25 protein-coding genes are annotated in these 23629 nt (G+C 62.3%); 9 read left to right on the forward strand and 16 right to left on the reverse strand.

Annotation, left to right across the window (positions count from 1 at the left end; genetic code table 11):
- Positions 1–77: 77 nt before the first annotated feature.
- From cysQ to BOO69_RS18550, 9 genes are all read left to right on the forward strand, one after another.
- Entirely contained in the window at positions 78–875 is a 798-nt protein-coding gene (cysQ, locus tag BOO69_RS18510; protein ID WP_071973518.1) for a 3'(2'),5'-bisphosphate nucleotidase CysQ, read from the forward strand.
- A complete protein-coding gene (locus BOO69_RS18515) occupies positions 875–1675 on the forward strand; it encodes a 3-deoxy-manno-octulosonate cytidylyltransferase (protein WP_071973519.1) in 801 nt (266 codons plus the stop codon). The genes cysQ and BOO69_RS18515 overlap by 1 nt, the downstream gene beginning before the upstream one ends.
- Positions 1672–2907 carry a glycosyltransferase family 2 protein gene (locus tag BOO69_RS18520; protein WP_071973520.1) on the forward strand — a complete coding sequence of 412 codons (1236 nt, stop codon included), beginning with the start codon at positions 1672–1674 and terminating at the stop codon, positions 2905–2907. The genes BOO69_RS18515 and BOO69_RS18520 overlap by 4 nt, the downstream gene beginning before the upstream one ends.
- Positions 2908–3027: 120 nt before the next feature.
- On the forward strand, positions 3028–3921 hold the full coding sequence (gene galU, locus BOO69_RS18525) for a UTP--glucose-1-phosphate uridylyltransferase GalU (protein ID WP_071973521.1): 894 nt from the start codon (positions 3028–3030) through the stop codon (positions 3919–3921).
- Between the two features lie 20 nt (positions 3922–3941).
- Entirely contained in the window at positions 3942–4925 is a 984-nt protein-coding gene (galE, locus tag BOO69_RS18530) for a UDP-glucose 4-epimerase GalE (protein WP_071973522.1), read from the forward strand.
- Between the two features lie 82 nt (positions 4926–5007).
- Positions 5008–6126: a glycosyltransferase gene (locus BOO69_RS18535; protein WP_237267522.1), complete on the forward strand. Its 1119-nt coding sequence runs from the start codon at positions 5008–5010 to the stop codon at positions 6124–6126.
- A 66-nt stretch (positions 6127–6192) separates the two neighbouring features.
- Positions 6193–7179: a glycosyltransferase family 2 protein gene (locus BOO69_RS18540; RefSeq protein ID WP_172839574.1), complete on the forward strand. Its 987-nt coding sequence runs from the start codon at positions 6193–6195 to the stop codon at positions 7177–7179.
- The gene (locus BOO69_RS18545; RefSeq protein ID WP_071973525.1) at positions 7176–8873 is read left to right on the forward strand and encodes a DUF5927 domain-containing protein; all 1698 of its coding nucleotides are present in this window, start codon (positions 7176–7178) and stop codon (positions 8871–8873) included. Before BOO69_RS18540 ends, BOO69_RS18545 begins: the two co-directional genes overlap by 4 nt.
- A 3-nt stretch (positions 8874–8876) precedes the next feature.
- The gene (locus tag BOO69_RS18550) at positions 8877–10304 is read left to right on the forward strand and encodes a nodulation protein NodH (RefSeq protein ID WP_071973526.1); all 1428 of its coding nucleotides are present in this window, start codon (positions 8877–8879) and stop codon (positions 10302–10304) included.
- A gap of 7 nt (positions 10305–10311) precedes the next feature.
- On the opposite strand, the gene BOO69_RS18555 is transcribed toward BOO69_RS18550, so the two are convergent.
- The 16 genes from BOO69_RS18555 to BOO69_RS18630 form a co-directional block, all read right to left on the reverse strand.
- Complete coding sequence (locus BOO69_RS18555) at positions 10312–10776, reverse strand: PTS sugar transporter subunit IIA (RefSeq protein ID WP_071973527.1); 465 nt, start codon at positions 10774–10776, stop codon at positions 10312–10314.
- Between the two features lie 44 nt (positions 10777–10820).
- On the reverse strand, positions 10821–11384 hold the full coding sequence (gene hpf / locus BOO69_RS18560; RefSeq protein WP_071973528.1) for a ribosome hibernation-promoting factor, HPF/YfiA family: 564 nt from the start codon (positions 11382–11384) through the stop codon (positions 10821–10823).
- A gap of 250 nt (positions 11385–11634) precedes the next feature.
- Positions 11635–12393, reverse strand: coding sequence for an LPS export ABC transporter ATP-binding protein (lptB, locus tag BOO69_RS18565; RefSeq protein ID WP_071973529.1), 759 nt, complete (start codon positions 12391–12393; stop codon positions 11635–11637).
- Positions 12393–12887: a lipopolysaccharide transport periplasmic protein LptA gene (gene lptA / locus BOO69_RS18570; RefSeq protein WP_418361298.1), complete on the reverse strand. Its 495-nt coding sequence runs from the start codon at positions 12885–12887 to the stop codon at positions 12393–12395. The genes lptB and lptA overlap by 1 nt, the downstream gene beginning before the upstream one ends.
- A gap of 5 nt (positions 12888–12892) precedes the next feature.
- The gene (lptC, locus tag BOO69_RS18575) at positions 12893–13501 is read right to left on the reverse strand and encodes an LPS export ABC transporter periplasmic protein LptC (protein WP_071973531.1); all 609 of its coding nucleotides are present in this window, start codon (positions 13499–13501) and stop codon (positions 12893–12895) included.
- 5 nt (positions 13502–13506) lie between these two features.
- The gene (locus tag BOO69_RS18580; RefSeq protein ID WP_071973532.1) at positions 13507–14469 is read right to left on the reverse strand and encodes a KpsF/GutQ family sugar-phosphate isomerase; all 963 of its coding nucleotides are present in this window, start codon (positions 14467–14469) and stop codon (positions 13507–13509) included.
- Positions 14466–15080 (reverse strand): ribonuclease D, encoded by a 615-nt coding sequence (locus BOO69_RS18585; protein ID WP_071973533.1) that lies wholly within the window; start codon positions 15078–15080, stop codon positions 14466–14468. The genes BOO69_RS18580 and BOO69_RS18585 overlap by 4 nt, the downstream gene beginning before the upstream one ends.
- 53 nt (positions 15081–15133) lie before the next feature.
- A complete protein-coding gene (locus BOO69_RS18590) occupies positions 15134–15922 on the reverse strand; it encodes a PaaX family transcriptional regulator C-terminal domain-containing protein (protein WP_071973534.1) in 789 nt (262 codons plus the stop codon).
- The gene (paaZ, locus tag BOO69_RS18595; protein ID WP_071973535.1) at positions 15912–17936 is read right to left on the reverse strand and encodes a phenylacetic acid degradation bifunctional protein PaaZ; all 2025 of its coding nucleotides are present in this window, start codon (positions 17934–17936) and stop codon (positions 15912–15914) included. Before paaZ ends, BOO69_RS18590 begins: the two co-directional genes overlap by 11 nt.
- Before the next feature lie 9 nt (positions 17937–17945).
- Complete coding sequence (locus tag BOO69_RS18600) at positions 17946–19010, reverse strand: 2Fe-2S iron-sulfur cluster-binding protein (protein ID WP_071973536.1); 1065 nt, start codon at positions 19008–19010, stop codon at positions 17946–17948.
- A 9-nt stretch (positions 19011–19019) separates the two neighbouring features.
- Positions 19020–19487, reverse strand: a complete 468-nt coding sequence (paaD, locus tag BOO69_RS18605) for a 1,2-phenylacetyl-CoA epoxidase subunit PaaD (RefSeq protein ID WP_071973537.1) — start codon at positions 19485–19487, stop codon at positions 19020–19022.
- Positions 19481–20203, reverse strand: coding sequence for a 1,2-phenylacetyl-CoA epoxidase subunit PaaC (gene paaC, locus BOO69_RS18610; RefSeq protein WP_071973920.1), 723 nt, complete (start codon positions 20201–20203; stop codon positions 19481–19483). Before paaC ends, paaD begins: the two co-directional genes overlap by 7 nt.
- Positions 20204–20232: 29 nt before the next feature.
- Positions 20233–20577 (reverse strand): 1,2-phenylacetyl-CoA epoxidase subunit PaaB, encoded by a 345-nt coding sequence (paaB, locus tag BOO69_RS18615; RefSeq protein ID WP_083545596.1) that lies wholly within the window; start codon positions 20575–20577, stop codon positions 20233–20235.
- A 69-nt stretch (positions 20578–20646) separates the two neighbouring features.
- Positions 20647–21645: a 1,2-phenylacetyl-CoA epoxidase subunit PaaA gene (gene paaA / locus BOO69_RS18620; protein WP_071973538.1), complete on the reverse strand. Its 999-nt coding sequence runs from the start codon at positions 21643–21645 to the stop codon at positions 20647–20649.
- 25 nt (positions 21646–21670) lie between these two features.
- Positions 21671–22876, reverse strand: a complete 1206-nt coding sequence (gene pcaF, locus BOO69_RS18625) for a 3-oxoadipyl-CoA thiolase (protein ID WP_071973539.1) — start codon at positions 22874–22876, stop codon at positions 21671–21673.
- Positions 22877–22982: 106 nt separating this feature from the next.
- On the reverse strand, positions 22983–23603 hold the full coding sequence (locus BOO69_RS18630) for a glutathione S-transferase family protein (protein WP_071973540.1): 621 nt from the start codon (positions 23601–23603) through the stop codon (positions 22983–22985).
- Positions 23604–23629 lie beyond the last annotated feature (26 nt).

Below are 23629 nucleotides of genomic sequence, written 5' to 3' on the forward strand. Positions count from 1 at the left end.
TTCTTGCCGTTCCGTTGGTAGCGCAGCATAAGGGGGGCGCGCCGACTAATCAACGAATGCGATATGGGCAAATTATTATGGACTATGAAAAATTGGTGACTGTGATGCGGAAACTGTCCCTGGAGGCGGGTGACATGATCATGGAGATCTACGGTCGGGACGATTTCGACGTTAAGGCAAAATCGGACGACAGCCCGGTAACCGCGGCAGATGAAGCAGCCGACGCGATCATTTCGGAAGGACTGCGCGCGGCGTTCCCCGAGATGACGCTGGTCACGGAAGAGCAGGCAGCGACCCACGCGGCACAGGGGGACACTTTCCTGATCGTCGATCCATTGGACGGAACCAAGGAGTTCATTCACCGGCGCGGCGATTTCACGGTAAACATCGCGCTGGTCGAAGGCGGCGTGCCGACCCGCGGAGTTGTCTATGCCCCGGCAAAATTGCGGATGTTCTTCACCCGAGCCGACGGGCAGTCTGTCGAGGAGACGGGCGCGTTCGACAAGGACACCGTCGGCGCGGTCGAACCGATTGCGGTATCTGATGCAGACAACTCGGCCCTGATGGTGGTGGCATCGAAGTCCCACCGCGATCAGGCAACCGATGACTATATCTCGAAATACGCAGTCAAGGACATGAAGAGCGCGGGGTCGTCCCTGAAATTCTGCCTCGTCGCCACAGGGGAGGCGGATCTTTATCCGCGCCTTGGCCGCACGATGGAATGGGACACGGCGGCAGGTGACGCCGTGTTGCGCGGTGCCGGTGGCGCCGTCGTCCGTTTCGACGATCTCACACCGCTGCGCTATGGCAAGGAAGGTTTCGCCAATCCGTTCTTCATCGCCCACGCGCCGGGTGTCGACCTGAAAACCGCCTGATGTCCGTACTGGTAGTCATCCCCGCGCGCTACGCCTCGACACGCTATCCGGGCAAGCCGCTCGCCCAGCTCAGGGGGGCGGGCGGTGTGTCCCGCAGCCTGATCGAAAGATCATGGCTGGCGGCCTGCGCGGTCAACGGCGTGGATCGCGTGGTTGTCGCAACGGACGACGACCGGATCAAAAGCGCCGCCGAGGTTTTCGGAGCCGAAGTGGTCATGACGTCGGCAGACTGTGCCAACGGCACCGAAAGATGTGCCGAGGCCCATGCGGCGCTGGGCGGCGCATTCGACATCGTCGTGAACCTGCAGGGCGACGCGCCGCTGACGCCGCACTGGTTCGTCGAGAGCCTTGTGGAGGGGCTGCGGAGCGCGCCCGAGGCGGGAATCGCGACACCGGTCCTGCGCTGTGACGGTGCGACGCTCAACAGTCTTCTGGCGGATCGCGCTGCGGGTCGTATCGGTGGCACAACGGCGGTATTTGCGGCGGATCATCGGGCCCTCTACTTCTCGAAGGAGGTGATCCCCTTCACCTCGAACGCCTATGCCGAAGGCGACCGGACCCCGGTCTTTCATCACGTCGGTGTCTATGCTTATCGGCCCGACGCGCTTGCGGCCTATCCGTCATGGCCCACCGGGCCGCTCGAGCAGCTTGAGGGACTGGAACAACTGCGCTTCGTGGAGAATGGGCGCGCCGTTCTGTGTGTAGAGGTAACGTCGCGGGGCCGGGCCTTCTGGGAGCTGAACAATCCGGAAGACGTGCCCAAGATCGAAGCGATGATGGCCCAGATGGGACTTGAATGAATGATCTGACGGTCAGCGTCGTCATCGTCAGCCGGGGGCGACCCGAGGCGCTGCGACGCTGCCTGCTGGGCGTATCGCAGCTTCAGTACCCCAGTTTCGAGGTCGTCGTGGTTGCGGATCCCGGCGGCGTCGAGACGGCGCGCCGGAGCGGGTTTGCCGAGGACCTTAAAATAGTACCCTTCGACGAGCCGAACATCTCTGCGGCGCGCAACCTCGGTATCGCGCAGGCCGCGGGGGAGATCATCGCTTTCATCGACGACGACGCCGTGCCCGAGCCGCAATGGCTTCGGCATCTTGTCCAGCCTGCTTTCCGGTCGGACGTGGCAGCGATGGGAGGGTTCGTCCGGGGGCGGAACGGCATTTCCTTTCAATGGCGCGCCCGCAGGCTCGACCGCTTCGGAGAAGCCCGTTCGATCAAGGTCGATCCCCGCCGTCCGACGGTTCTTTCCCCGCCCAAGGCGAGTGCGGTCAAGACGGAAGGGACGAACATGGCCTTTCGCCGCGAGGTATTGGTCGAGTTGGGCGGGTTCGACCCCGCCTTTCATTACTTCCTTGACGAGACCGACCTGAACATGCGGCTGGCACGCGCGGGTCTGGCCACCGCGATCGTGCCGCTGGCAGAGGTGCACCATGGGTTCGCCGCCAACAGGTTGCGCGGGAGCAACCGGGTGCCGAAAGACCTGTTCGACATTGGTGCAAGCTGGGCCGTGTTCCAGCGCAAGCATGTGCCTCCTGCCGAGTATGAGGCGCAATGGGCGCGCCTCCGCCGGGCCGAACAGGAGCGGCTGTTCCGGTATCTCGTCAGCGGCCCGCTCGACCCGTTTCAGGTCCGCCACCTCATGGGACGGCTCGATCAGGGTTATGCGGAAGGGGCCCGTCGGCCGCTCCTTCCGGCCCGTCTGCCAAGTCATCCGCAGGCCCCGTTCCACCCTTTTCCGTCGGCACCGCGCTCATCTTCGGTCCTGCCGACCCGTCCCATCCGGCTGCGGCGGGACAGGCGCAAGGCGGCTGAGCGGGCGCGGAACGGCGAAATCGTGACGCTGATTTCGCTGTCTCCCTCCGCCGCTTTTCACACCGTCAGTTTCGAACCGGACGGAGTATGGCTGCACCAAGGCGGCATTTTCGGAAAAGCCGACCGCGAAATGCCACTTTTCAGCGTTATCTCGCGCATGGGGCGGCTGAAAAAGGAACGGAAGCGCGTTGCCAGTCAGCGTGGATTGCGCGAAGAGTAGGTAGCGATCCAGACAGAAGGCTGGGAATTATTCTGCTCATGCTGATCTGGATCAGTTATTGGCGACGCAAATTCGTATAACAGGTTGGCAAAGGCCACTTCGAAGGGACTTAGGATCAAGATGCGCAAGAAAGTCACAAAGGCAATTTTTCCCGTTGCCGGTCTGGGAACCCGGTTCCTTCCGGCGACCAAGTCGGTGCCCAAGGAAATCATGACCCTCGTGGACAGGCCACTTGTTCAGTACGCGATCGACGAGGCGCGCGCCGCCGGGATCAAGGAATTCATCTTCGTGACCTCACGCGGCAAGGGTGCCTTGGAGGATTACTTCGACCACGCGCCGCAGCTCGAGCAGGAACTTCGCAAGAAGGGCAAGGAAGACCTTCTGAAGGCGCTTCAGGACACCAACATGGACAGCGGTGCCATCGCCTATATTCGGCAGCACCGGGCGCTGGGGCTGGGCCACGCGGTATGGTGTGCGCGGCGTCTTATCGGTAATGAACCTTTCGCCGTGATGCTGCCCGACGATGTGATCGCCGCCGAAAAACCCTGCCTTCAGCAGATGGTCGAGGCCTACGCCGAGACCGGCGGAAACATGGTCGCCGCGATGGAGGTTGAGCCGGAGCGCGCTTCGTCCTACGGGATGCTCGATGTATCCGAGGACATGGGCCACATGGTCAAGGTCAAGGGCATGGTCGAAAAACCGCGCGCGGAAGATGCGCCGTCGAACCTCGCGGTGATCGGCCGCTACATTCTCGAACCCTCCGTGCTGCGCAACCTGAACCAGATAAAGTCGGGATCGGGCGGCGAGATACAACTGACCGATGCCATTGCCCGCGACATCGAACAGGACAACCCCGTCTACGGCTATCGTTTCCGGGGCCAGCGCTTTGACTGCGGTTCCAAGTCCGGTTTCCTGCAGGCGACCGTCGCCTTCGGCCTGGCCCGCGATGATCTGCGGGATGATCTGCATTCCTATCTCAGCAGCATCATGCAGGTCGACAAGGCAGCGCAGTAGGCGCATCGGAGAGGGTGAGCATGAGCAATGTCCTGGTCACCGGCGGCGCGGGCTATATCGGGTCGCATGCCTGCAAGGCATTGAGAAACGCGGGCTTCACGCCGGTGACATACGACAATCTCGAAACCGGCTGGCGGGACGCGGTGAAATTCGGCCCGTTCGAGCAGGGGGATCTGCTGGACCGTGCGCGGCTCGATGAAGTTTTCGCCAGGTACAGCCCCGTTGCCGTCATGCATTTCGCCGCGCTCAGCCAAGTCGGCGAAGCGATGGCGCACCCCGGTAAGTACTGGCGCAACAATGTCGCGGGGTCGCTGACACTGATCGAGGCGGCGGTCGAAGCGGAGTGCAAGGATTTCGTCTTTTCCTCGACATGCGCCACCTACGGGGATCAGGACAACGTCGTCCTGGATGAAAACTCGGCCCAGTATCCCTTGAACGCCTACGGAGCCTCGAAACGCGCGATCGAAGATATCCTGCGCGATTTCGAGGCGTCCGACGGTCTGCGGCACGTCATATTCAGATACTTCAACGTGGCGGGCGCGGATCCGGAAGGAGAGGTGGGCGAGTTCCACCAACCCGAAACCCATCTCGTACCGCTGATGCTGGATGCCATCGCGGGCAAGCGCGACGCGCTCACCATTCACGGCACGGATTACGATACACCGGATGGCACCTGCATCCGCGACTACGTGCACGTCTGCGATCTGGTCGATGCGCATGTTCTGGGGCTCGAATGGCTCAAGAACGGCAAGGGAAGCCGGGTCTTCAATCTGGGCACCGGAAGCGGCTTTTCGGTGCGCGAGGTGCTGGAGCACAGTCGCGAGGTAACGAACAAAGAGGTACCCCACGTCGCGGGGCCCCGCAGGGCAGGGGATTGCACCAAGCTGGTATCGGGCTCGGAGCGGGCAAAGAAGGAACTGGGATGGACACCGCACCGGTCCACGCTCAGGCAGATGATAACCGACGCATGGAGATGGCACCAAACTGGACACTACGAGGCATAATCCAACGCCCGCGCGTCTGCTGGACCTGACCCGCAGCCTGCGCCGGGCCGGACGTGTCGCCACGGGAGTGGACCGTGTCGAGTTGGCGTATCTGCGGCAGTTCCTGCACGACGACGTACCCTGTTGGGGCTTGGTGCGCACCGCGTTGGGCTACGTCCTGTTGGACAGGTTCGGGCTGGCCTGTTTCATCGACCGGGTGGAGGGGCGCGACGCATGGGGCCGCGCCGATCTGCTCTCCCGACTCGCACGGCGACGGCCCGGGATCGTCCGGCGTGCCGAAAGCGATCTTCGACGCTTGGCCGTGGCGCGGGTACGGCGGGCGGGCCTGCCGCGCCTGCTGCAACGGCAATTCCCGGACGGTTTCGATTACTTCAATGTGGGTCACAGCAACCTGACGGATCGCGTTCTGGGCGGCGTCAAGGGGGCCGGGGGGCGCGTCCATGTTCTGGTTCATGACGTCATTCCGTTGGAGCATCCCGACTTTCAACGCGCAGGGACCGTCGCGACCTTCGAAGCAAAGATGCGTCGGGTCAGCGCATGGTCGGATTGGGTGATCTACAACTCGGAGGATACCCGCAGCCGCGCGCGGAAAGCCTTGAACGCCATGGGTCGCGTGCCGCCCGACGTGGTGGCCTATCTGGGCACGGACCTGCCAACGCCCGATTCCTCTGCGCTTCCCGACGGGCTGCCACCTTCGGGGCCGTATTTTGTGACGGTCGGGACGCTGGAGCCGCGCAAGAACCACGCGTTCCTTCTGGATCTGTGGGAGGAAATGGGCCCGTCCGTCCCGCCCCTTTTCCTTTGTGGCAGCCGCGGCTGGAACAACGACAGACTGTTCGCGCGGCTGGACGCGCTGCCGCCAGATCACCCTGTGCGGGAACTGCCGGGCCTCGGAGATGCGGCGCTTGCCGCGTTGGTCCAGGGCGCATCCGGCGCATTGTTCCCCAGCCTTGCAGAAGGCTTCGGATTTCCTCCCCTGGAAGCGGCACAGTTGGGAACGCGCGTTTTATGCAACGATTTGGAAGTCTTGCACGAGTTTTTGGGTGAGAATGCCGTTTACGCACCTGTTTCTGATCGGTATTTGTGGATAAACGTGCTTAATGAGTGGGCGGAGAAGCCGAAAGGTGCATACGGGGCGATGTCCTTTGTCGGTCCGGGCTGGGACCAACACTTCAAGACCGTGTTAAGGTCAAGATGGTAGCGCCTTGCATCGCGGCCTGATCGGCGAGGTAGAGGGCGGTCTTTGGGAGTTTTGCAGTCATATTGGCTGAGGATTCAGCGCAAGCGCTGGCGTATTCGCGCCCTGCGCAAGCGGCGTGAACTGAAGCGGGTCGCGAACCGGACCGGACAGATCCGCCCGGATGACCTTCTGTTGTTCTGCACGCAGCGAAACGAAGGCATCCGGCTGCCCTATTTTCTCGATTATTACCGCGACATGGGGATCGGCCATTTCTTCTTTGTCGACAATGACAGTACTGACGGATCGCTCGATTACCTTGCGGATCAGCCCGACGTTTCGGTCTGGAGCACGACAGCCAGCTACAAGCGCGCGCGCTTCGGCGTGGATTGGCTGAACTGGCTGGCGCGCAAGTATGCCCACGGCCATTGGGCGCTGACGGTCGATCCCGACGAGTTTCTCATCTACCCCTTCTGCGATACCCGCCCCTTGCGGGCATTGACGGACTGGCTGGATGCGTCCTCCATCAAATCCTTTTCGGCCATGCTGCTGGACATGTACCCCAAGGGCCGACTGGACGAGCAGCCCTACCATCCCGGCCAGAACCCGATGGAAATCGCGGCGTGGTTCGACAGCGGAAACTACACGATCTCGCGCAATCACCTGTTCACCAACCTCTGGATACAGGGCGGACCACGCGCACGGGTGTTCTTTCCCGAGACGCCGGAGAAGGCACCGGCATTGAACAAGGTGCCGCTGGTTAAATGGGACAGGCGGTACACCTATGTCAGTTCAACCCACATGTTGCTGCCGCGCGGCCTGAACCAGGTCTACGACGAATGGGGCGGCGAGAAAGCTTCGGGCGTGCTTCTCCATGCCAAGTTCATAGATACCTTCGGGGCCAAGGCCGCGGAGGAGCTTGAGCGCTCGCAGCACTATGCCGGCTCGGTCGAGTACAAGGCCTATGCCGAGCGGCTCAAGGAAGACCCCCAGCTCTGGTGCAAGTGGTCCGAGCGCTACATCAACTGGCGCCAGCTTGAGATTCTGGGCCTCATGTCCAAGGGGAACTGGGCATGACGGTCGGGATCGCCATGCTGGTGCATACCGCGCTGGGGCGCGCGGAACAGGTTGCGCGCCATTGGTCGGCAGCGGGCTGCCCGGTGGTCATTCACGTGGACAAGGTCGTACCGCGCAAGACCTACGACACCTTCGTGGCCGCCCTTTCGGATCTCAAGAACGTGTCCTTCTGCGCGCGCTTTCGCTGCGAATGGGGGACGTGGGGGATCGTCGCCGCATCGCAAAGCGCGTCCGAACTGCTGCTGGCCAGCCATCCCGAGATCAAGCATGTCTACCTGGCTTCCGGCTCCTGTCTGCCCTTGCGCCCGGTGCAGGAGCTGATCGACTATCTCGACGAACGGCCCAATACCGATTTCATCGAAAGCGCGACAACGGCCGATGTCCCCTGGACCGTCGGCGGCCTGGACGAGGAACGCTTTACCCTTCACTTCCCCTTTTCGTGGAAGAAGAACCGATACTTCTTCGACAAGGCGGTGGCGTTCCAGCGCACACTCGGCCTCAAGCGCAAGATGCCGAACGGGATCATCCCTCACATGGGGTCGCAATGGTGGTGTCTGTCCCGTCGCACGCTCTCCGCGATCCTTCAGGATCCGGAACGGCCCACCTATGACCGGTTCTTCCGCCATGTCTGGATTCCGGACGAAGCCTATTTTCAATCTCTCGCGCGGCTTTACTCCGAAAGGATCGAAAGCCGGTCGCTGACGCTTTCCAAGTTCGACTTCCAAGGCAAACCACACATCTTCTACGATGACCACCTTCAACTCCTGCGCCGGTCCGACTGCTTTGTCGCGCGCAAGATCTGGCCATATGCCGATCGTCTGTACGAGGCGTTTCTCACCGATGCTGCCGGCGCGATGAAGAAGACCGAGCCGAACCCCGGGAAGATCGATCGCATATTCTCCAAGGCGGTGGAGCGGCGGACGCGTGGTCGGTCCGGCCTTTACATGCAAAGCCGCTTTCCGAACGAGGACTGGGAAAACGGCGTCACCGCGGCGCCCTATTCCATGTTTCAGGGGTTCGCGGAGCTTTTCGAAAATTTCGAGCCGTGGCTGGCCAAGGCAACGGGTGCGCGGGTCCACGGGCATCTTTTCGCCAAGGACGGTGTGCATTACGCCGATGGTCAGACGGCGATCAACGGCGCCCTGTCGCGGTCGCCCACGCTGCGCGACTACAACAGCAAGGCGTTCCTGACCAACCTGATCTGGAACACGCGGGGCGAGCGCCAGTGCTTCCAGTTCGGACCCTCCGACAATCAGGACATCAACTGGCGCGTCGCCAAGGATCCGAACGCACAGGTTTCGGTAATAACCGGCGCATGGGCGGTGCCCCTGTTCCGTTCCAACATGGACTTCTCCGAGATTCGCACGATTGCCGCGCATCTCCAGAAGGTCGAGAGCGAGCACATGGATATCCTGCGGTCGCCATATACCAAGGCAAGAGTGCGTATCTGGACAATGGCCGAATTCATCGAGGCACCGATGGAGCCCTTGCAAGGCATTCTGGACGAGATCGGCCGCACCAAGCTTCGCCGGCTTTCGGAGGCGCCCAAGATGGTGGACCTCAGCGGGTTCGGACAGTTCCTGCAGAATCTCAAGAACCAGGGGATGCACCCCTACCTGATGGGCGATTTTCCAGCCGAGCGGGGCGTGACCTCCAACCAGAAGACCCAACGGAAACCCTACCTGGTGCAATAAGGCATGACCGACAGATTCCACAGCTTCGTCGTGTTTGCCGAAATGCGGACAGGGTCGAATTTTCTTGAAAGCAACCTCAACGCCTTCAAGGGACTGAACTGCCACGGCGAGGCGTTCAATCCGCATTTCCTGGGCTATCCGCACAACGAACCGATCCTCGGTATCGACCAGAAAACGCGCGACCGCGACCCCCACGCCTTGCTGGACGCGATCCGGAAAAACACCGCGCGACTGAGCGGTTTTCGGTATTTCCATGACCATGATCCGCGCGTCTTCGACGCCATCATGGACGATCCTAGATGCGCCAAGATCATCCTGACCCGGAACCCGGTGGAGAGTTACGTCAGCTGGAAGATCGCGCAGGAAACCGGCCAATGGAAGCTGACGGACGTCAAGGCGCACAAGGCGGCACAGGCGGTTTTCGATGCCCGCGAGTTCGAGGCGCATCTGGAAGCCCTGCAGGCGTTTCAGATCGAGTTGATGAATCGGCTGCAGGTCAGCGGGCAGACGGCATTTTACGTGGCCTACGAAGACCTGCAGAGCGTCGATGTCATGAATGGCCTCGCGAAATTTCTTGGTGTGAACGAGACACTGGAGAATCTCGATACCAACCTGAAGAAACAGAATCCCAGCCCGATCTCGGCCAAGGTCAGCAACTACGAAGAGATGATCGGCGCGTTGGCGCGGCTTGACCGGTTCGATCTGACCCGCACGCCGAACTTCGAGCCGCGACGTGGGCCGAATGTTCCCTCCTATGTCACGGCGGCCGAGGCGCCACTGCTATACCTGCCGCTTCGATCTGCGCCTCGGGTCGAGATCATGGACTGGCTGGCGGCTGTGGACGGCGTGGGCCGCGGTGCGCTCAACACGAAGATGTCGCAAAAGGAGCTGCGCCAGTGGCAGCGCGACCGTCCGGGGCATCGCAGCTTTACCGTGATCCGTCATCCGCTGGCGCGCGCGCACGATGCATTCTGTCGGCATATCCTGAGCACGGGCAAGGGCAGTTTCGTACAATTGCGCAAGACGATGATACGCCGATACAACATGCCGCTGCCACCCGACGGCCCCGATACATCCTACACCGTGGCAGAGCATCGGGCCGCATTTGCCGCCTTCTTGTCGTGGCTGAAGGGAAATCTGGCCGGGCAGACGGCCATACGTGTCGATGCGGCGTGGTGTTCGCAGGCACAGGCAATCCAGGGCTTCGGCGAACTGTGCCTGCCGGACCGGATCATCCGCGAAGCCGAAATGGCGGTCGAACTACCTGCCTTGGCCGCCTCCGTGGGGCTCGCCGACGCGCCGCCGCCATCACCGGCGGAACCGGATCAGCCCTTCACGTTGGACGATATCTACGACGACGAGATAGAGAAGCTGGCCGCACAGGCCTATCAACGGGATTATCTCACGTTCGGCTTTTCGCGCTGGAAATAGCGCCGGATCAGGCGGCCTGAACCGAAGGTTCCTCGGTCAGGATGGTATAGAGTGTCGCCGGATCGGGATTCGCGCGGAGCTTGCTGCAAATCGCACTGTCCCGCAGCGTGCGCGACACCAGCGCAAGCGCCTTGAGGTGTTCGACCCCAGCCTCTTCCGGAGCGAAAAGTGCGAAAGCGATGTCCACCGGCTGGCGGTCGACAGACGCGAAATCGACAGGCCGGTCGAGCAGGATGAACGCCCCGACAACGGCATCCAGTCCATCCAGTCTGGCATGGGGGAGGGCCACGCCGTGGCCCACACCCGTTGGCCCGAGGGCCTCTCTTGCCATAAGGGCTTCAACGACGGAGTTGGCCTGGAACCCGTAAACGGATTCGACCAGATCACCGAGGTCCTGCATCAGGCGCTTCTTGCTCGAGGCCGCATTCACGACTTTCACCGCTTCCGGCTTGAGTAGTTTTGCAAGTCCCATTCGGTTTTCCTGCCCTTTGTCTCCGGGAGAAACCCGGTTCTCGATCAGGGGTCTATCCAGCCGATGTTGCCGTCTTCGCGGCGATACACGACATTGAGCCCCTCTTTGCCTTCCTTGCGAAACACCAGCACGGGGGCCCCTGCGAGTTCCATCTGCATGACAGCTTCACCAACAGACAAGGTCGCGATCTTGGTCTGCATTTCGGCAATAATCATGGGTTGGAGAGTGTCGGGTTCCTGAGCGTCAGAATCGTCTGTAGAGGCAAGGATATACGAGGAGGCGCCAAAAAGTTCAACCGGTTCGGCGCGGACCTGGTGGTGATCCTTCAACCTGCGCTTGTATCGGCGCAGTTGCTTTTCCATTTTCTCGCAGCAACCGTCAAAGGCGGCGTAGATCTCGGCGTTGTGGGCTTTCGCGGATGCCGTGAGGCCGGTGGAAAGGTGCACGGTCGCCTCGCAGACAAACTCGTGCCCCGACTTGGAAAAGACGACCTGCGCGTCCGTCGGCCGCTCCGCGTATTTTCCGACAGCCGCGCCAAGCTCCTCCTTGACGTGGGTCTGCAACGCTTCGCCGATGTCGATCTGTTTGCCGCTGATTTGATACCGCATAGCTTCTCCTTGTTATCACTTCTTCGGGCAATGGCATATGGGCCACCGGGGTGGTTACTGACATTGCTCAAATGCGGAAAGATGGCTCTGCGCTCGGGCTATTCTCGACCGTGCCTTGACGTGAAGGCGGGTGCAGTCTCGAACGGGAACGCAGTGTTGCCATGGGTCAATGAGGCCAAGAACGCGCTTCAAAGTCAATGGTGAACCCGTGTCGGGCAGCCAAATATCGCCGTGCGGCGTTAACCAATTTTCAAGATATGCGGAAGTTCTCACCGAGGTAGACCCGGCGAACGTTCTCGTTCTGGACCACCTCGTCCGGCGTGCCCGACATCAGCACCTTGCCTTCGTGCAGGATATAGGCGCGATCCACGATCTCGAGCGTTTCACGAACGTTGTGGTCCGTGATGAGCACGCCGATCCCGCGGGTTTTCAGATCGGCGACCAGCAGACGGATATCTCCGACCGAGATCGGGTCGACGCCGGCGAAGGGTTCGTCGAGCAAGAGATACTTCGGGTTCGCCGCGAGACAGCGTGCGATTTCGACCCGGCGGCGTTCGCCGCCGGACAGGGCCAGTGCGGGCGCGCGGCGCAGATGTTCGATGGAAAACTCCGACAGCAGCTCCTCCAATCGTTCGCGCCGCTTGTGTCGCTTCGAGACCGCGATGTCGAGGATCGCGGCGATGTTGTCCTGAACGCTGAGGCCGCGAAAAATGCTCATCTCCTGCGGCAGGTATCCGATCCCCAACTGCGCGCGCCGGTACATGGGCAGCAGGGTCACATCCTTGCCGTCCACTGTCACGCTCCCGCCTTCGGGCGTCACCAGCCCGGCAACAGCGTAGAACGTGGTCGTCTTGCCGGACCCGTTCGGTCCCAACAGCGCGACGACCTCGCCCCGATTGAGGTGCATCGAGAAATCCCGGATCACGGTCTTCTTTCGATAGGACTTGCGCAGGTGTTGTATCCGCAGGCCGGAGTGGCCCTCAGATACACTCAGCTCGGGCGAGGACATCAGTTGTCGCTGCCGGTCTGCAAGATGGTCCGTACCCGGCCGGACATTTCAGCGGTCCCGTCGGACAGGCGCACGCTCATCTTGTCCGCAGACAGGGCGCTGGGCCCCTGCGCCAGCAGAACGTTGCCCGTCATCACGATCGTGCCGTTGTCGATGTCATAGTCGGCGCGATCGGATTCCGCCGCATCCGGGCCGGACACCAGCGTCACGCCGCCCGTCGCCTCGAGCCGGGCGATGCCCTGCTTCTGTTCACGATAGACCACGAGGACACGGGCCGCGGTGAGGCGCAGGTCGCCCTGACCGATCATGACATTACCGGTAAAGATCGCGGTACCCGTCTCCTGATCGACCGAAAGGTTGTCGGCGGTTACTTCGACCGGCTGGTCCGTATCCTGCCGTATGGTGCCGAAGGCGACATTGGCGCCCTGTGCCAGCGCAGACCCTGCGAACAGGATGAGAAAGACGGGCAGCAAAAGGGATCTTAGATGGCTCACGTGCGTCACTCTTCTGATACTTTGGGATCGTATACCAGTTTCACGCCGCCTGTGAAATTCAATTGGGCGGCTCCCCCCTCTTGAGGGGAACTTATCGTCATGCTGCCTGCGTCAAGGGTTCCCATCGGACTTTGTGCGCGGACCGGGCCGGGCGACTGCACATCCAGCTCGGTCATCTGGGTGATCAGCCGGTCACTGCGAATCCTGTAGTCGGTCGATGTTTCGATCACCACTTCGCCTTCGAGATCAGCGAGATCCTTCTGCATCTCGAAATGGGCGACGTCGGACTGGAGAGTCAGGTTGGTGCCGCCGATCAGCTCCATGACGATACGCACGTCTTCGGCCCGGTTCGCGCCGACCTCGTTCTGGGGCGTGGTCAGTTTTTCCGCCGAAAACGAGATGAGATCGCCCTGGGCCGTCGTTCCTGAGAAAAACGGGCCCGTGACCTGCTGGTCCCGCAGGCGATCCTGAATTTCCTTGTCCGCGAAGGGGATCGCCGAATCCGGATCGACGGCCCGGGACAGCAGGAACAGCGTCGATAGAAGCGCCAGCGCCAGCAGCGGGAACAGAACCTTGAGAAGGGACACCATGCGCGAATGGCGATCGGCCTGCATGACGGTCAGCCCAATCCTACACGCAGGCAGTCGTGGATATGCAGCAGACCCGCCGGCATTTCCGGGGCGACCGGATCGACCACCATCAGGCAGTTGATCTTGCGCGCATTCATGATGCCGACCGCACGCTCGGCCAGGTCGTCGGGTCTGATGGTTACCGGCGCACGGGTCATGACGTCGCGCGCCTTGAGAGACATCAAACCGTCCATGTGCCGGCCCAGATCGCCCGTGGTGATGATACCGGTCAGGCGCCCCATGTCGTCGATCACGCCGGTCACGCCGAAAGCTTTTGCGCTGATTTCATCCAATGCACGCGGCATGCCCGCGTCCTCCGGCACCAGCGGCACCGCATCGCCCGTGTGCATCAGGTCGCGCACACGGCTGAACTGGGCGCCCAGTTTGCCACCCGGATGGAAGTTGCGAAAATGCTCGGCGGTAAACGCACGATTTTCCATCAGCGCGACCGCCAGCGCGTCACCAAGTGCGAGTGTCATGGTTGTCGAGATCGTCGGCACCGCCCCGGTGCCGCAGGCTTCTCCAAGCTGTGGCAAGGCAAGGATCACGTCCGATTGGCTGCCAAGCGCACTTTCCGGGCGGCTGGTCATGCCGATCAGGGGAATGTCGAAGCGTCGTGAATAGGCGATCAGGTTGCCGAGTTCGGGCGCCTCGCCCGAATTCGAGATGGCAAGCACCACATCCACCGCGGTGATCATCCCCAGATCCCCGTGGCTGGCCTCGGCGGGATGGACGAATTGTGCGGGCGTCCCGGTGCTGGCCAGCGTCGCCGCGATCTTCTTGGCGATGTGGCCGGACTTTCCGATCCCCGTGACGATCACCCGTCCCTTGCAGGCGCGCATCATGTCGATGGCGGTGCGGAAGCGGTCATCCAGTCCGTCGGCCAGTGTTTCCAGAGCGGCGGCTTCGGCGCGGATCACCCGCCGGGCGGTATCGAGAAATGGTGTGGTCATGAATGAGCGAAGATATCCGTATCGGCCCATCCGGCAAGGTCCAGCCTTGCACGCATCGGCAGAAAGTCGAAGCAGGCCTGCGCGATCTCCGTCCGGCCCTCGCGTGCCAGCATCTCGTCCAGCTTCTCGCGCAGCTTGTGAAGGTACAGAACGTCGGAAGCGGCATAGTCGAGTTGGGCCTCGGTGAGCTTTGCCGCACCCCAATCGCTGGATTGCTGCTGCTTGGAGATGTCGACCTGCAGAAGTTCCTGCAACAGTTTGGCCAGCCCGTGCCGGTCCGTGTAGGTCCGCACCAGACGGCTCGCGATCTTTGTACAATAGACCGGCGTGGCCAGCGCACCGAAGGCATTGAACATCGCGGCGATGTCGAACCGTCCGAAGTGAAAAAGCTTGAGAACGTCGGGATCGCGCAGCAGCCTCGACAGATTGGGTGCCTCGGTCTGACCCTTGGAGATCTGGATCATGTGCGCGTTGCCATCCCCGCCAGACAGTTGCACCACGCACAGCCTGTCCCGATGCGGGTTCAGGCCCATGGTTTCGCAGTCGATGGCGACGACAGGCCCGAGGTCCAGGTCGCCAGGCAGGTCTTTCTGGTAAAGCGTGTTTGTCATGAGTGATCCTATATCCCGACAACGCCTCTTGGGAAAGCGCGTTGCGTTCCGGATCAGCCGGCGGGGCGTCCGGCAAGATCCCGCAGGGCCGGCCGGGGAAACGCAGCCAGCAGTTCCGTCACCAGAAGATGCGACTGGCGGGCCGGGCCTCCCCGCTCGGTCAAGGCCAGCGGGAGCGGCGGGTTCTTCAGGACGATGCGCCGCCAGTTGTGCACGATCAGCCCGCGCAGGACCGCCTTTTGCAAAGGGGAAAGCGCGCGCGCTTTCGTCAGCGCGTTTTTCAGGTCGTTCAGGCTCTGGGCCAGGTCGGCATATGTACGCTGCATGGCTTCGTCGCGCAGTTGTCCCAGCAGCCAGTCCGGCACGTGGCCGCCGGCAAGCGACAGGCCGTTGCCGGGCGCCGGAATATCCGCTGGCCCCACGAACATCCGCGGGGAGAGTGCGGTAAACCCGTGCGCCGCCATGTCCGCGGATACCGGATCATCGACCGACTCCAGAAGGACCATCTGCCACCCTTCCGAGCCATCAGGGGGTGGGGCATAAATGCGGGGCGTGGCCGCCGCGCTTTCGGCGCGCCCCTTTTCACTCAGGCTATGGCGGCTGATGCGTCCGACCTTTTCCGAGATGATCCATCCGTCGTTGCGCAGCCGATGAAGGGCAACGCGCGCGGCTTCGGGTCTGATCTCCAGAAGCGCCATCATCGCGGACAGGACCGGCCCGTCAATCGCGGTGCCTTCTTCCTGGGCAAGGTCCCCGAACAGGCTGATCATCAACGACCAGACACGCCCGCCCCCGACCGCGCGCAGAGGGGCGGTCAGGGTGATGAAATCCTCAGTAAGCATTCATCGTCAGCAGTTCGTATTCTGCGACAGGCTTGTCGTCCTGATTGGTGAGGGTCACGTGCCACCTGACCTCTCCGTATTCCTCGTTGCGCGGTGTCTTGTGCTTCACCGTCAGGCGCACCTTGATGCTGTCACCCGCTGCGACAGGTTCCATGAAGCGCAGGTTGTCGAGCCCGGTATTGGCAAGCACCGGCCCCGGATCGGGCTGCACGAACAGGCCGGCGGCAAAGCTGAGCAGCAGGTAACCGTGTGCGACGCGCCCGGGAAAGAAGGGATTCGCCTTGGCCGCTTCGTCGTCTATGTGGGCATAGAAGGTATCGCCGGTGAAATGGGCGAATGTCTCGATATCCTCCAGCGTCACCGTCCGGGACGGAGAGTTGAAGGTCTCGCCCAGATCGAGGTCGCCGAACGTCCGCGTGAAGGGATGTGCGCGGTCCGATATCTCGGTCGCGCCCGGCACCCACTGCTGACCGATGGCCGTCAGGATGTCGGGGCTGCCCTGAACGGCGGTGCGCTGCATGTAGTGCATGACGCCCCGGATGCCGCCCAGTTCCTCGCCCCCGCCCGCGCGGCCCGGCCCGCCGTGAACCATGTGCGGCAACGGCGCGCCATGGCCCGTCGCCTCGGCCATGGACTCGCGGTTGTTGAAGTAGAGCCGCCCGTGGAAGGCCGCCGATCCCAGCGCCAGCTCGCGCGCGACCGCGCCATCGTTGGTGATGACGGAGGCGACAAGCGACCCCTTGCCCCGGTTCAGCAGGTTCACCGCGTGGTCCAGATCGCGGTAGGCCATGACCGTAGAGACTGGGCCAAACGCCTCGGTGTCATGTACGCGCTGCGCGGTGTCGGGCTCGCGGCAGTAGAACAGCATCGGCGGGACGAAGGCGCCCTTTTCCGCATCCGCGCCCGCGACCTCGAAATTCTCCGGATCGCCGAAGACGCGCTCGGCCTCCTTGCCGATCAGCGCGGCCTTTTCCAGCACGTCGGCCCGCTGCGCGGTGGAAACCAGTGCCCCCATGCGCGTGTCTTCCGCGCGCGGGTCGCCCACGGTGGTCTTGAGCAGGCGGGTGGAAATCGCTTCCAGCACCGCGCCGACGTGATCCTCGGGCACCATGATGCGGCGGATGGCCGTGCATTTCTGCCCCGCCTTCGCGGTCATCTCGCGTTGGACTTCCTTCACGAAAAGGTCGAACTCCGGCGTGCCCGGTGCCGCATCAGGTCCGAGGACGGAGGCGTTCAGGCTGTCCTGCTCCGACGCGAAGCGGACTGAGTTTTCCATCAGGTTGCGGTTGCCGCGCAGCTCGAGCGCGGTGTCGGCGGAACCGGTGAAAGCCACGGCATCCTGGCAGTCAAGGTGGTCCAGCATGTCGCCCAGCCCGCCCGAGACAAGCTGCACCGCCCCTTCGGGCAGCACCCCGCTGTCGAGCATCATGCGCACGCAGGCCTCGGTGACATAGCAGGTCGCGGTTGCGGGCTTCACGATCGCGGGCACGCCGGCCAGCAGGGTCGGCGCCAGCTTCTCCAGCATCCCCCAGACCGGGAAGTTGAAGGCGTTGATATGCACCGCGACGCCCTGCAGCGGCGTGCAGATGTGGCGGCCCATGAACTGTCCCGACCGGCCCAGCTGTTCCGGTGGGCCGTCGAGGAAGACATGCGCGTCCGGCATCTCGCGCCGGCCCTTGGACGCAAATACCATCATCGTGCCAATGCCGCCGTCCACGTCGATCTTGTGGTCGTTCAGCGTGGCGCCTGTGTCATAGCTGAGGTCATAGAGCGCCTGTTTGCGCTCCTGAAGGAAGCCTGCCAGCGCCTTGAGCATCCGCGCGCGGTCGTGGAATGTCATCTTGCGCAAGGCGGGGCCGCCGACCTCGCGGGCGTGGGACAGCATCTCCTGCACGTCCAGCGCATCGTTGCCCGCGCGGGCGATGACCTCTCCGGAAATCGCGCTTGCGATGTTGCGGGCACCCGAACCGGGGGCAACCCAGCGACCGGCGGCGAAACTCTGGACGTCCAGCATGTCGTCTCCTCAGTGTGTGTCGTAGTCGATGACCAGCTTGTCGGTCAGCGGGTAGCTCTGGCAGGTCAACACGTAGCCGCGTTCGACTTCGTAATCCTCGAGCGCGTGGTTGCTGATCATTTCCACCTCGCCTTCCAGTACCTTGCCCATGCATGTCGAACAGACGCCGGCCTTGCAGGAAAACGGGGCGTCCTGCCCGTTTTCGAGCGCGGCTTCCAGCACGGACTGGCCCTTCTGCATGGTAAAGCTTCGCTCGGCGCCCTCGATGATCACCGTGATCTCGGTGCCCTTCTGGCCTTCGCTGCGCTTGGCCATTTCCTTTTTGGCGAGCTGGCCTTGCTGGCTTTCACTGAACAGTTCGAACTTGATCTGATCATGCTCCAACCCGTGGCCTTTCAGGCTGTCCGCGATGGCAAGCATCATGGGTTCTGGGCCGCAGATGAACGCGGTGTCGATGCTGTTTACGTCTATCCAGTGCTTGAAGAGCTGCTCGCATTTCTGCTGGTCCACGCGACCCGTGAAAAGCTCGATATCCTGACCCGATTCCAACATGTGGATGATGGTCAGCCGCCCCATGAAGTGGTTCTTCAGATCTTCCAGTTCCTCGCGGAACATTATCGTGTTCACCGCGCGATTTGCATAGACAAGGGTGAAGGTCGATGAGGGCTCGCGTTTCAGCACGGTCTTGAGAATGGACAGCACCGGTGTGATGCCCGAGCCGCCGGCAAAGCCGAGGTAATTCTTGGCGCGTTCAGGTTCTATCGCCGTGAAGAACTTGCCCTGCGGCGGCATGACGTGCAGCGTGTCCCCAACCTTGAGCGTCTCGTTGGCAAAGGTGGAGAAAGCACCGCCCTCGACCTTCTTGATTCCCACCTGCAGCTTTCCGTCGTCCAGACCGGCGCAGATCGAATAGTTTCGGCGCAATTCGGTGCCGTCGAAGTCCTGCCGGAACGTCAGGTACTGGCCTTGGGTAAAGGAGAAGGCGTCAGGATTCTCGGGTTCGAGCGTCAGCACGACCGCGTCGCGGATCGTGCGGTGAATGTCGGTCACTTTGACGGGATGAAACTGGCTCATGTCAGCGCCTCAGATGCATTTGAAATAGTCGAAGGGTTCAAGGCAGGACAGGCACCGCCACTGCGCCTTGCAGGGGGTCGATCCGAACTGGCTGATCTTCTCGACTTCGGTGGATTTGCAGTGCGGACACTGCCGAGGCCCGCCCGCCGGCTGCGGGGGCGCGATGCCGTAGGCTTCGAGCTTGGCCTTGCCGGTGTCGGTCATCCAGTCGGTGGTCCACGCTGGCGAAAGCTGTCGCTTCAGTTCCAGTTTTTCGATCCCCTTGGCACGCAGTGCCGTTTCGATATCCATGTTGATGATGCTCGTGGCCGGGCATCCGGAATATGTCGGCGTCACCGACACCTCCAGCGTATCACCCCGCCATTGCACGTCCCGGATGATGCCGAGATCGGTCAGGGAGATGACCGGAATCTCGGGGTCGGGCACGGCTGACAGCCAGGCCCACACCGTTTCCACGTCGGGTTTGTCGGTCACCATGTGGCGTCGGGGTAGGCGCGTTGCAGCCATTGCATCTGGGTCAGCATGTGGCCCAGATGTTCGGTATGCCGCGCGCCGGACTTCCCGCCCCTGTGGGCAAAGTCGTCTTCCGGTTTCTTCAGTGTCGCTTCGGCCAGCACCTTGTCCAGCAGCGCATCGTAGCCGGGCCTCAGCGCGACGGGATCGGGTGCGATGCCTTCGCTCACCATTTCTGCGTCGACCGCGTCCGGGATGAACATCTCTCCTACGAAGGGATAAAGCCTGTCGAGGGCCGCCTGCATCCGGTGATGGCTTTCCTCGGTCCCGTCACCCAATCCGATCACGGTGTCGGTCGCGCGTTCAAGGTGATAGGTGACTTCCTTTACGGACTTTTCCGCAATCGCCGCGATCTGGTCGTTCCGCGATTCCATCAACCCCTTCAACTGGGCCAGATGCCAGCCGTCGAACAGGAACTGGCGCATCATGGTGCGGCCGAAATCACCGTTGGGCTGTTCCACCAGCAGCAGGTTCCGGAAGTCCCAGACATCGCGATGAAATGCCAGCCTGTCGGCATCGCGACCCTTGCCCTCGACTTCGCCGGCAAGGCCCAGCCACAGCTGCGTCTGACCGATCAGGTCCAATGCCGTGTTGGCCAGCGCAATATCTTCTTCCAGCACCGGCGCCACGCCGCACCATTCCGAAATCCGGTGACCGAGAACCAGCGTGTTGTCGCCCATCCGGCAAAGGTATTCGAACAGGGCGTCGCTCACATCGCACCTACTTCGTCGGGGATGTCGAAAAAGGTCGGATGACGGTAGACCTTGTCGTTCGCGGGTTCGTACAGCGCGCCCTTCTCTTCGGGAGAGGAGGCCGCAATGGCGCTGGCGGGAACGGCCCAGATGCTGACACCCTCGTTGCGGCGGGTATAGACATCGCGTGCGTTCTTGATCGCACTCTCCGCGTCAGCGGCATGAAGGCTGCCGACGTGGCGATGGCTCAGCCCGTGCTGGCCACGGATGAAGATTTCCCACAGCGGCCACTCGGTGGAGCGCGCCTTGCCGTGAGGTGCGGCGTCCGTTTCTGAATAGGGGCTGGATTCAGGGCTGCTCATCTGGCGTCCTCCTGTCGTGGATCTGGTCCGGAAAGCGGGGGCGCGTCCGGTCTGCAAATGTGTCTCGGATCATTCCGCCGCGATTGGCGCATTCCGCTGCTTCTTTTTCTCGGCGTGCGCCAGCAGACCTTCCCGCACCCAGCGGCCTTCGTCCCAGGCGCGGTTACGCGCTTCGAGGCGTTCCGTGTTGCAGGGGCCATTTCCCTTGAGCACGTCGAAGAACTCGTCCCAGTCGGGTTCGGAGAAGTCGTAGTGGCCGGTCTCCTCGTTGAACTTCAGCTTGTCGTCCGGAATCGTCAGGCCAAGGTATTCTGCCTGCGGCGCGGTCTGGTCCACGAACTTCTGGCGCAGCTCGTCGTTCGTGTTCATCTTGATCTTCCACGCCATCGACTGCGCGGAGTGCACCGACTCGGCATCGGATGGGCCGAACATCATGAGCGACGGATACCAGAAGCGATTCAAGGCATCCTGGGCCATCTTCCGTTGCGTTTCCGTGCCCTTCGCCATCTTCATCATGATGTCGAAGCCCTGGCGCTGGTGAAAGGATTCCTCCTTGCAAATCCGCACCATGGCGCGGGCGTATGGACCATAAGAGGTCCGCTGCAACGGCACCTGGTTCATGATCGCGGCACCGTCGACAAGCCAGCCGACCGCGCCCATGTCCGCCCACGTCAGGGTCGGATAGTTGAAGATCGAAGAGTACTTCATCTTTCCCGAAAGCAGATCGCGGGTCATCTGGTCCCTGCTGACACCCAGTGTTTCGGCCGCGCAATAGAGATAGAGGCCATGCCCGGCTTCGTCCTGAACCTTGGCCAGCAGGATCGCCTTGCGTTCCAGTGTCGGCGCACGCGTGATCCAGTTTCCTTCGGGCAACTGGCCCACGATCTCGGAATGGGCGTGCTGGCCGATCTGCCGGATCAGGTTCTTGCGGTAGCCGTCCGGCATCCAGTCCTTCGGCTCGATCTTGCCGCCAGCATCGATGCGCTCCTGAAAGGCGCGTTCGTCCGGTTCCATCTCGTCGAGCGATTTGACGCCTTTACCGGTAGACTTGATCATCTGTGCGTACATTGAATCCGTCCTTTCAGGTTGAGCTTCAGCTTGCGCGTTCGAGGATCAGGGCGACCCCTTGCCCGACACCGACGCACATGGTGCACAAGGCATAACGTCCACCCGTGCGTTTCAGTTGCAGCGCGGCAGTCATCACCAGCCGCGCGCCGGACATGCCCAGAGGGTGTCCGATGGCAATGGCGCCGCCGTTCGCATTGACATGTGGTGCATCATCCGGGACGCCAAGCGCCCGCAGCGTGGCCAACCCCTGCGAGGCGAAGGCTTCGTTCAGTTCGATGACATCCATCTGGTCGATGGTCAGGCCGGCACGGGAAAGAACCTTGTGACATGCCGGGATCGGGCCGATACCCATGACGCGGGGCTCGACCCCCGCCGCGGACATGGCGACAACGCGGGCGATCGGTGTCAGGCCATGATCCTTGGTCGCCTGTTCGGAGGCGATCAAAAGGGCAGCGGCACCGTCGTTCACGCCCGAGGCATTTCCCGCGGTGACCGTCAGGTCGGGGCCATTTATCGGCCGCAGCTTCTCAAGCGCTTCGGCAGTGGTCTGCGGACGGGGATGTTCATCACGGTCCACGACGACGGGATCACCCTTGCGCTGGGGAATGGTGACGGGGGCAATCTCGTCGGCAAAGACACCGGCGGCATCGGCAGCCGCCCAGCGTTCCTGGCTGCGCAGGGCAAAGGCATCCTGATCGGCGCGGCTCACGTCGTGGTCGGTCGCCACGTTGTCCGCTGTTTCGGGCATCGAATCGATGCCATACTGCGCTTTCATCTTCGGATTGACGAAGCGCCATCCGATGGTCGTATCATATACGGCATTGGTGCGGGAAAAGGCGCTGTCGGCCTTGGGCATGACAAAGGGCGCGCGGGTCATGCTTTCGATGCCGCCCGCGATGGCAAGGTCCATATCCCCCGCCCTGATCGCCCTGGCGGCCGCCCCGACAGCATCCATCCCGGACGCGCAAAGCCGGTTGATGGTCGCGCCGGGAACGTCTACCGGCAGCCCCGCCAGCAGTGCGGCCATGCGCGCGACATTGCGGTTGTCTTCGCCCGCCTGGTTGGCGCAGCCCAGAATGACGTCATCGACCCGGGGCCAGTCCACGTCGGGATTCCGTGCGACGAGGGCCGCGATGGGGACCGCCGCGAGGTCGTCGGCGCGGACGGATGCCAAGGCGCCGCCGAAACGGCCGATGGCGGTGCGCTGCGCGTCACAGATGAATGCCTGCATGTCGTCCTCCTGTTTCGGGAAAGGTAGCGCTGGAGGCGATTCGAAACAAGTTAAATGTTACCGGATACTAACCGAAACCACTTTTTGGTAACGCTTTCGCTGTGTCCTAACCCGGAAGGTGCGCTTGCATTGCCGTCTTGGTGGCAGGGCGTTCCAGCATCAGGCGGGAATGGGCCTCCATCCTTGGGAAGGACGCAAGCGTCAGATCATGCGCCTTCATCCAGCGTCCGACAAGAAAGAGGTAGGGATCGCAGTAGCCGAAGCGCGGTCCCAGGGCCCATGGCCCTTCCAGCAGGTGGCGCTCCAGCAGGTCGGCGCAATCAAGGAGGTTCTCGCGTACCTTGGTCCGCATCGCATCGCGCGCGGCGGGATCGTCGGCCCAGCGGTCCGCGCGCTTTCCGTGCGCAAAAGCGACGTGGACCGTCGCGCAGATATAGGCACAGAGCGACCGCGCGCGGGCCTGATCGTAGGGCGAACCGGGGATCAGGCCGGCGTGGGGATGTGTCGCCGCGATGTATTCCAGTATCGCGGGGTTCTCCGTCAGGATCCCTTCGGGTGTGCCCAGGGCGGGAATGCGGCCCTTGGGATTGAGCGCCGTGAACTCGGGCGTACGGTGCCGCCCCCCGGCGATGGAAACCTCGACCGTGTCGAATGCCGCGCCGACCTCGATCAGGAGGATGTGCGCCGCCAGGGCGGAGGATCCTCGCGAATAATACAGTGTCAGCATCTGCCCCGTTCCTTTGGATGGGTGGT

Source organism: Sulfitobacter alexandrii (genome assembly GCF_001886735.1).
GTDB lineage: Bacteria > Pseudomonadota > Alphaproteobacteria > Rhodobacterales > Rhodobacteraceae > Sulfitobacter > Sulfitobacter alexandrii.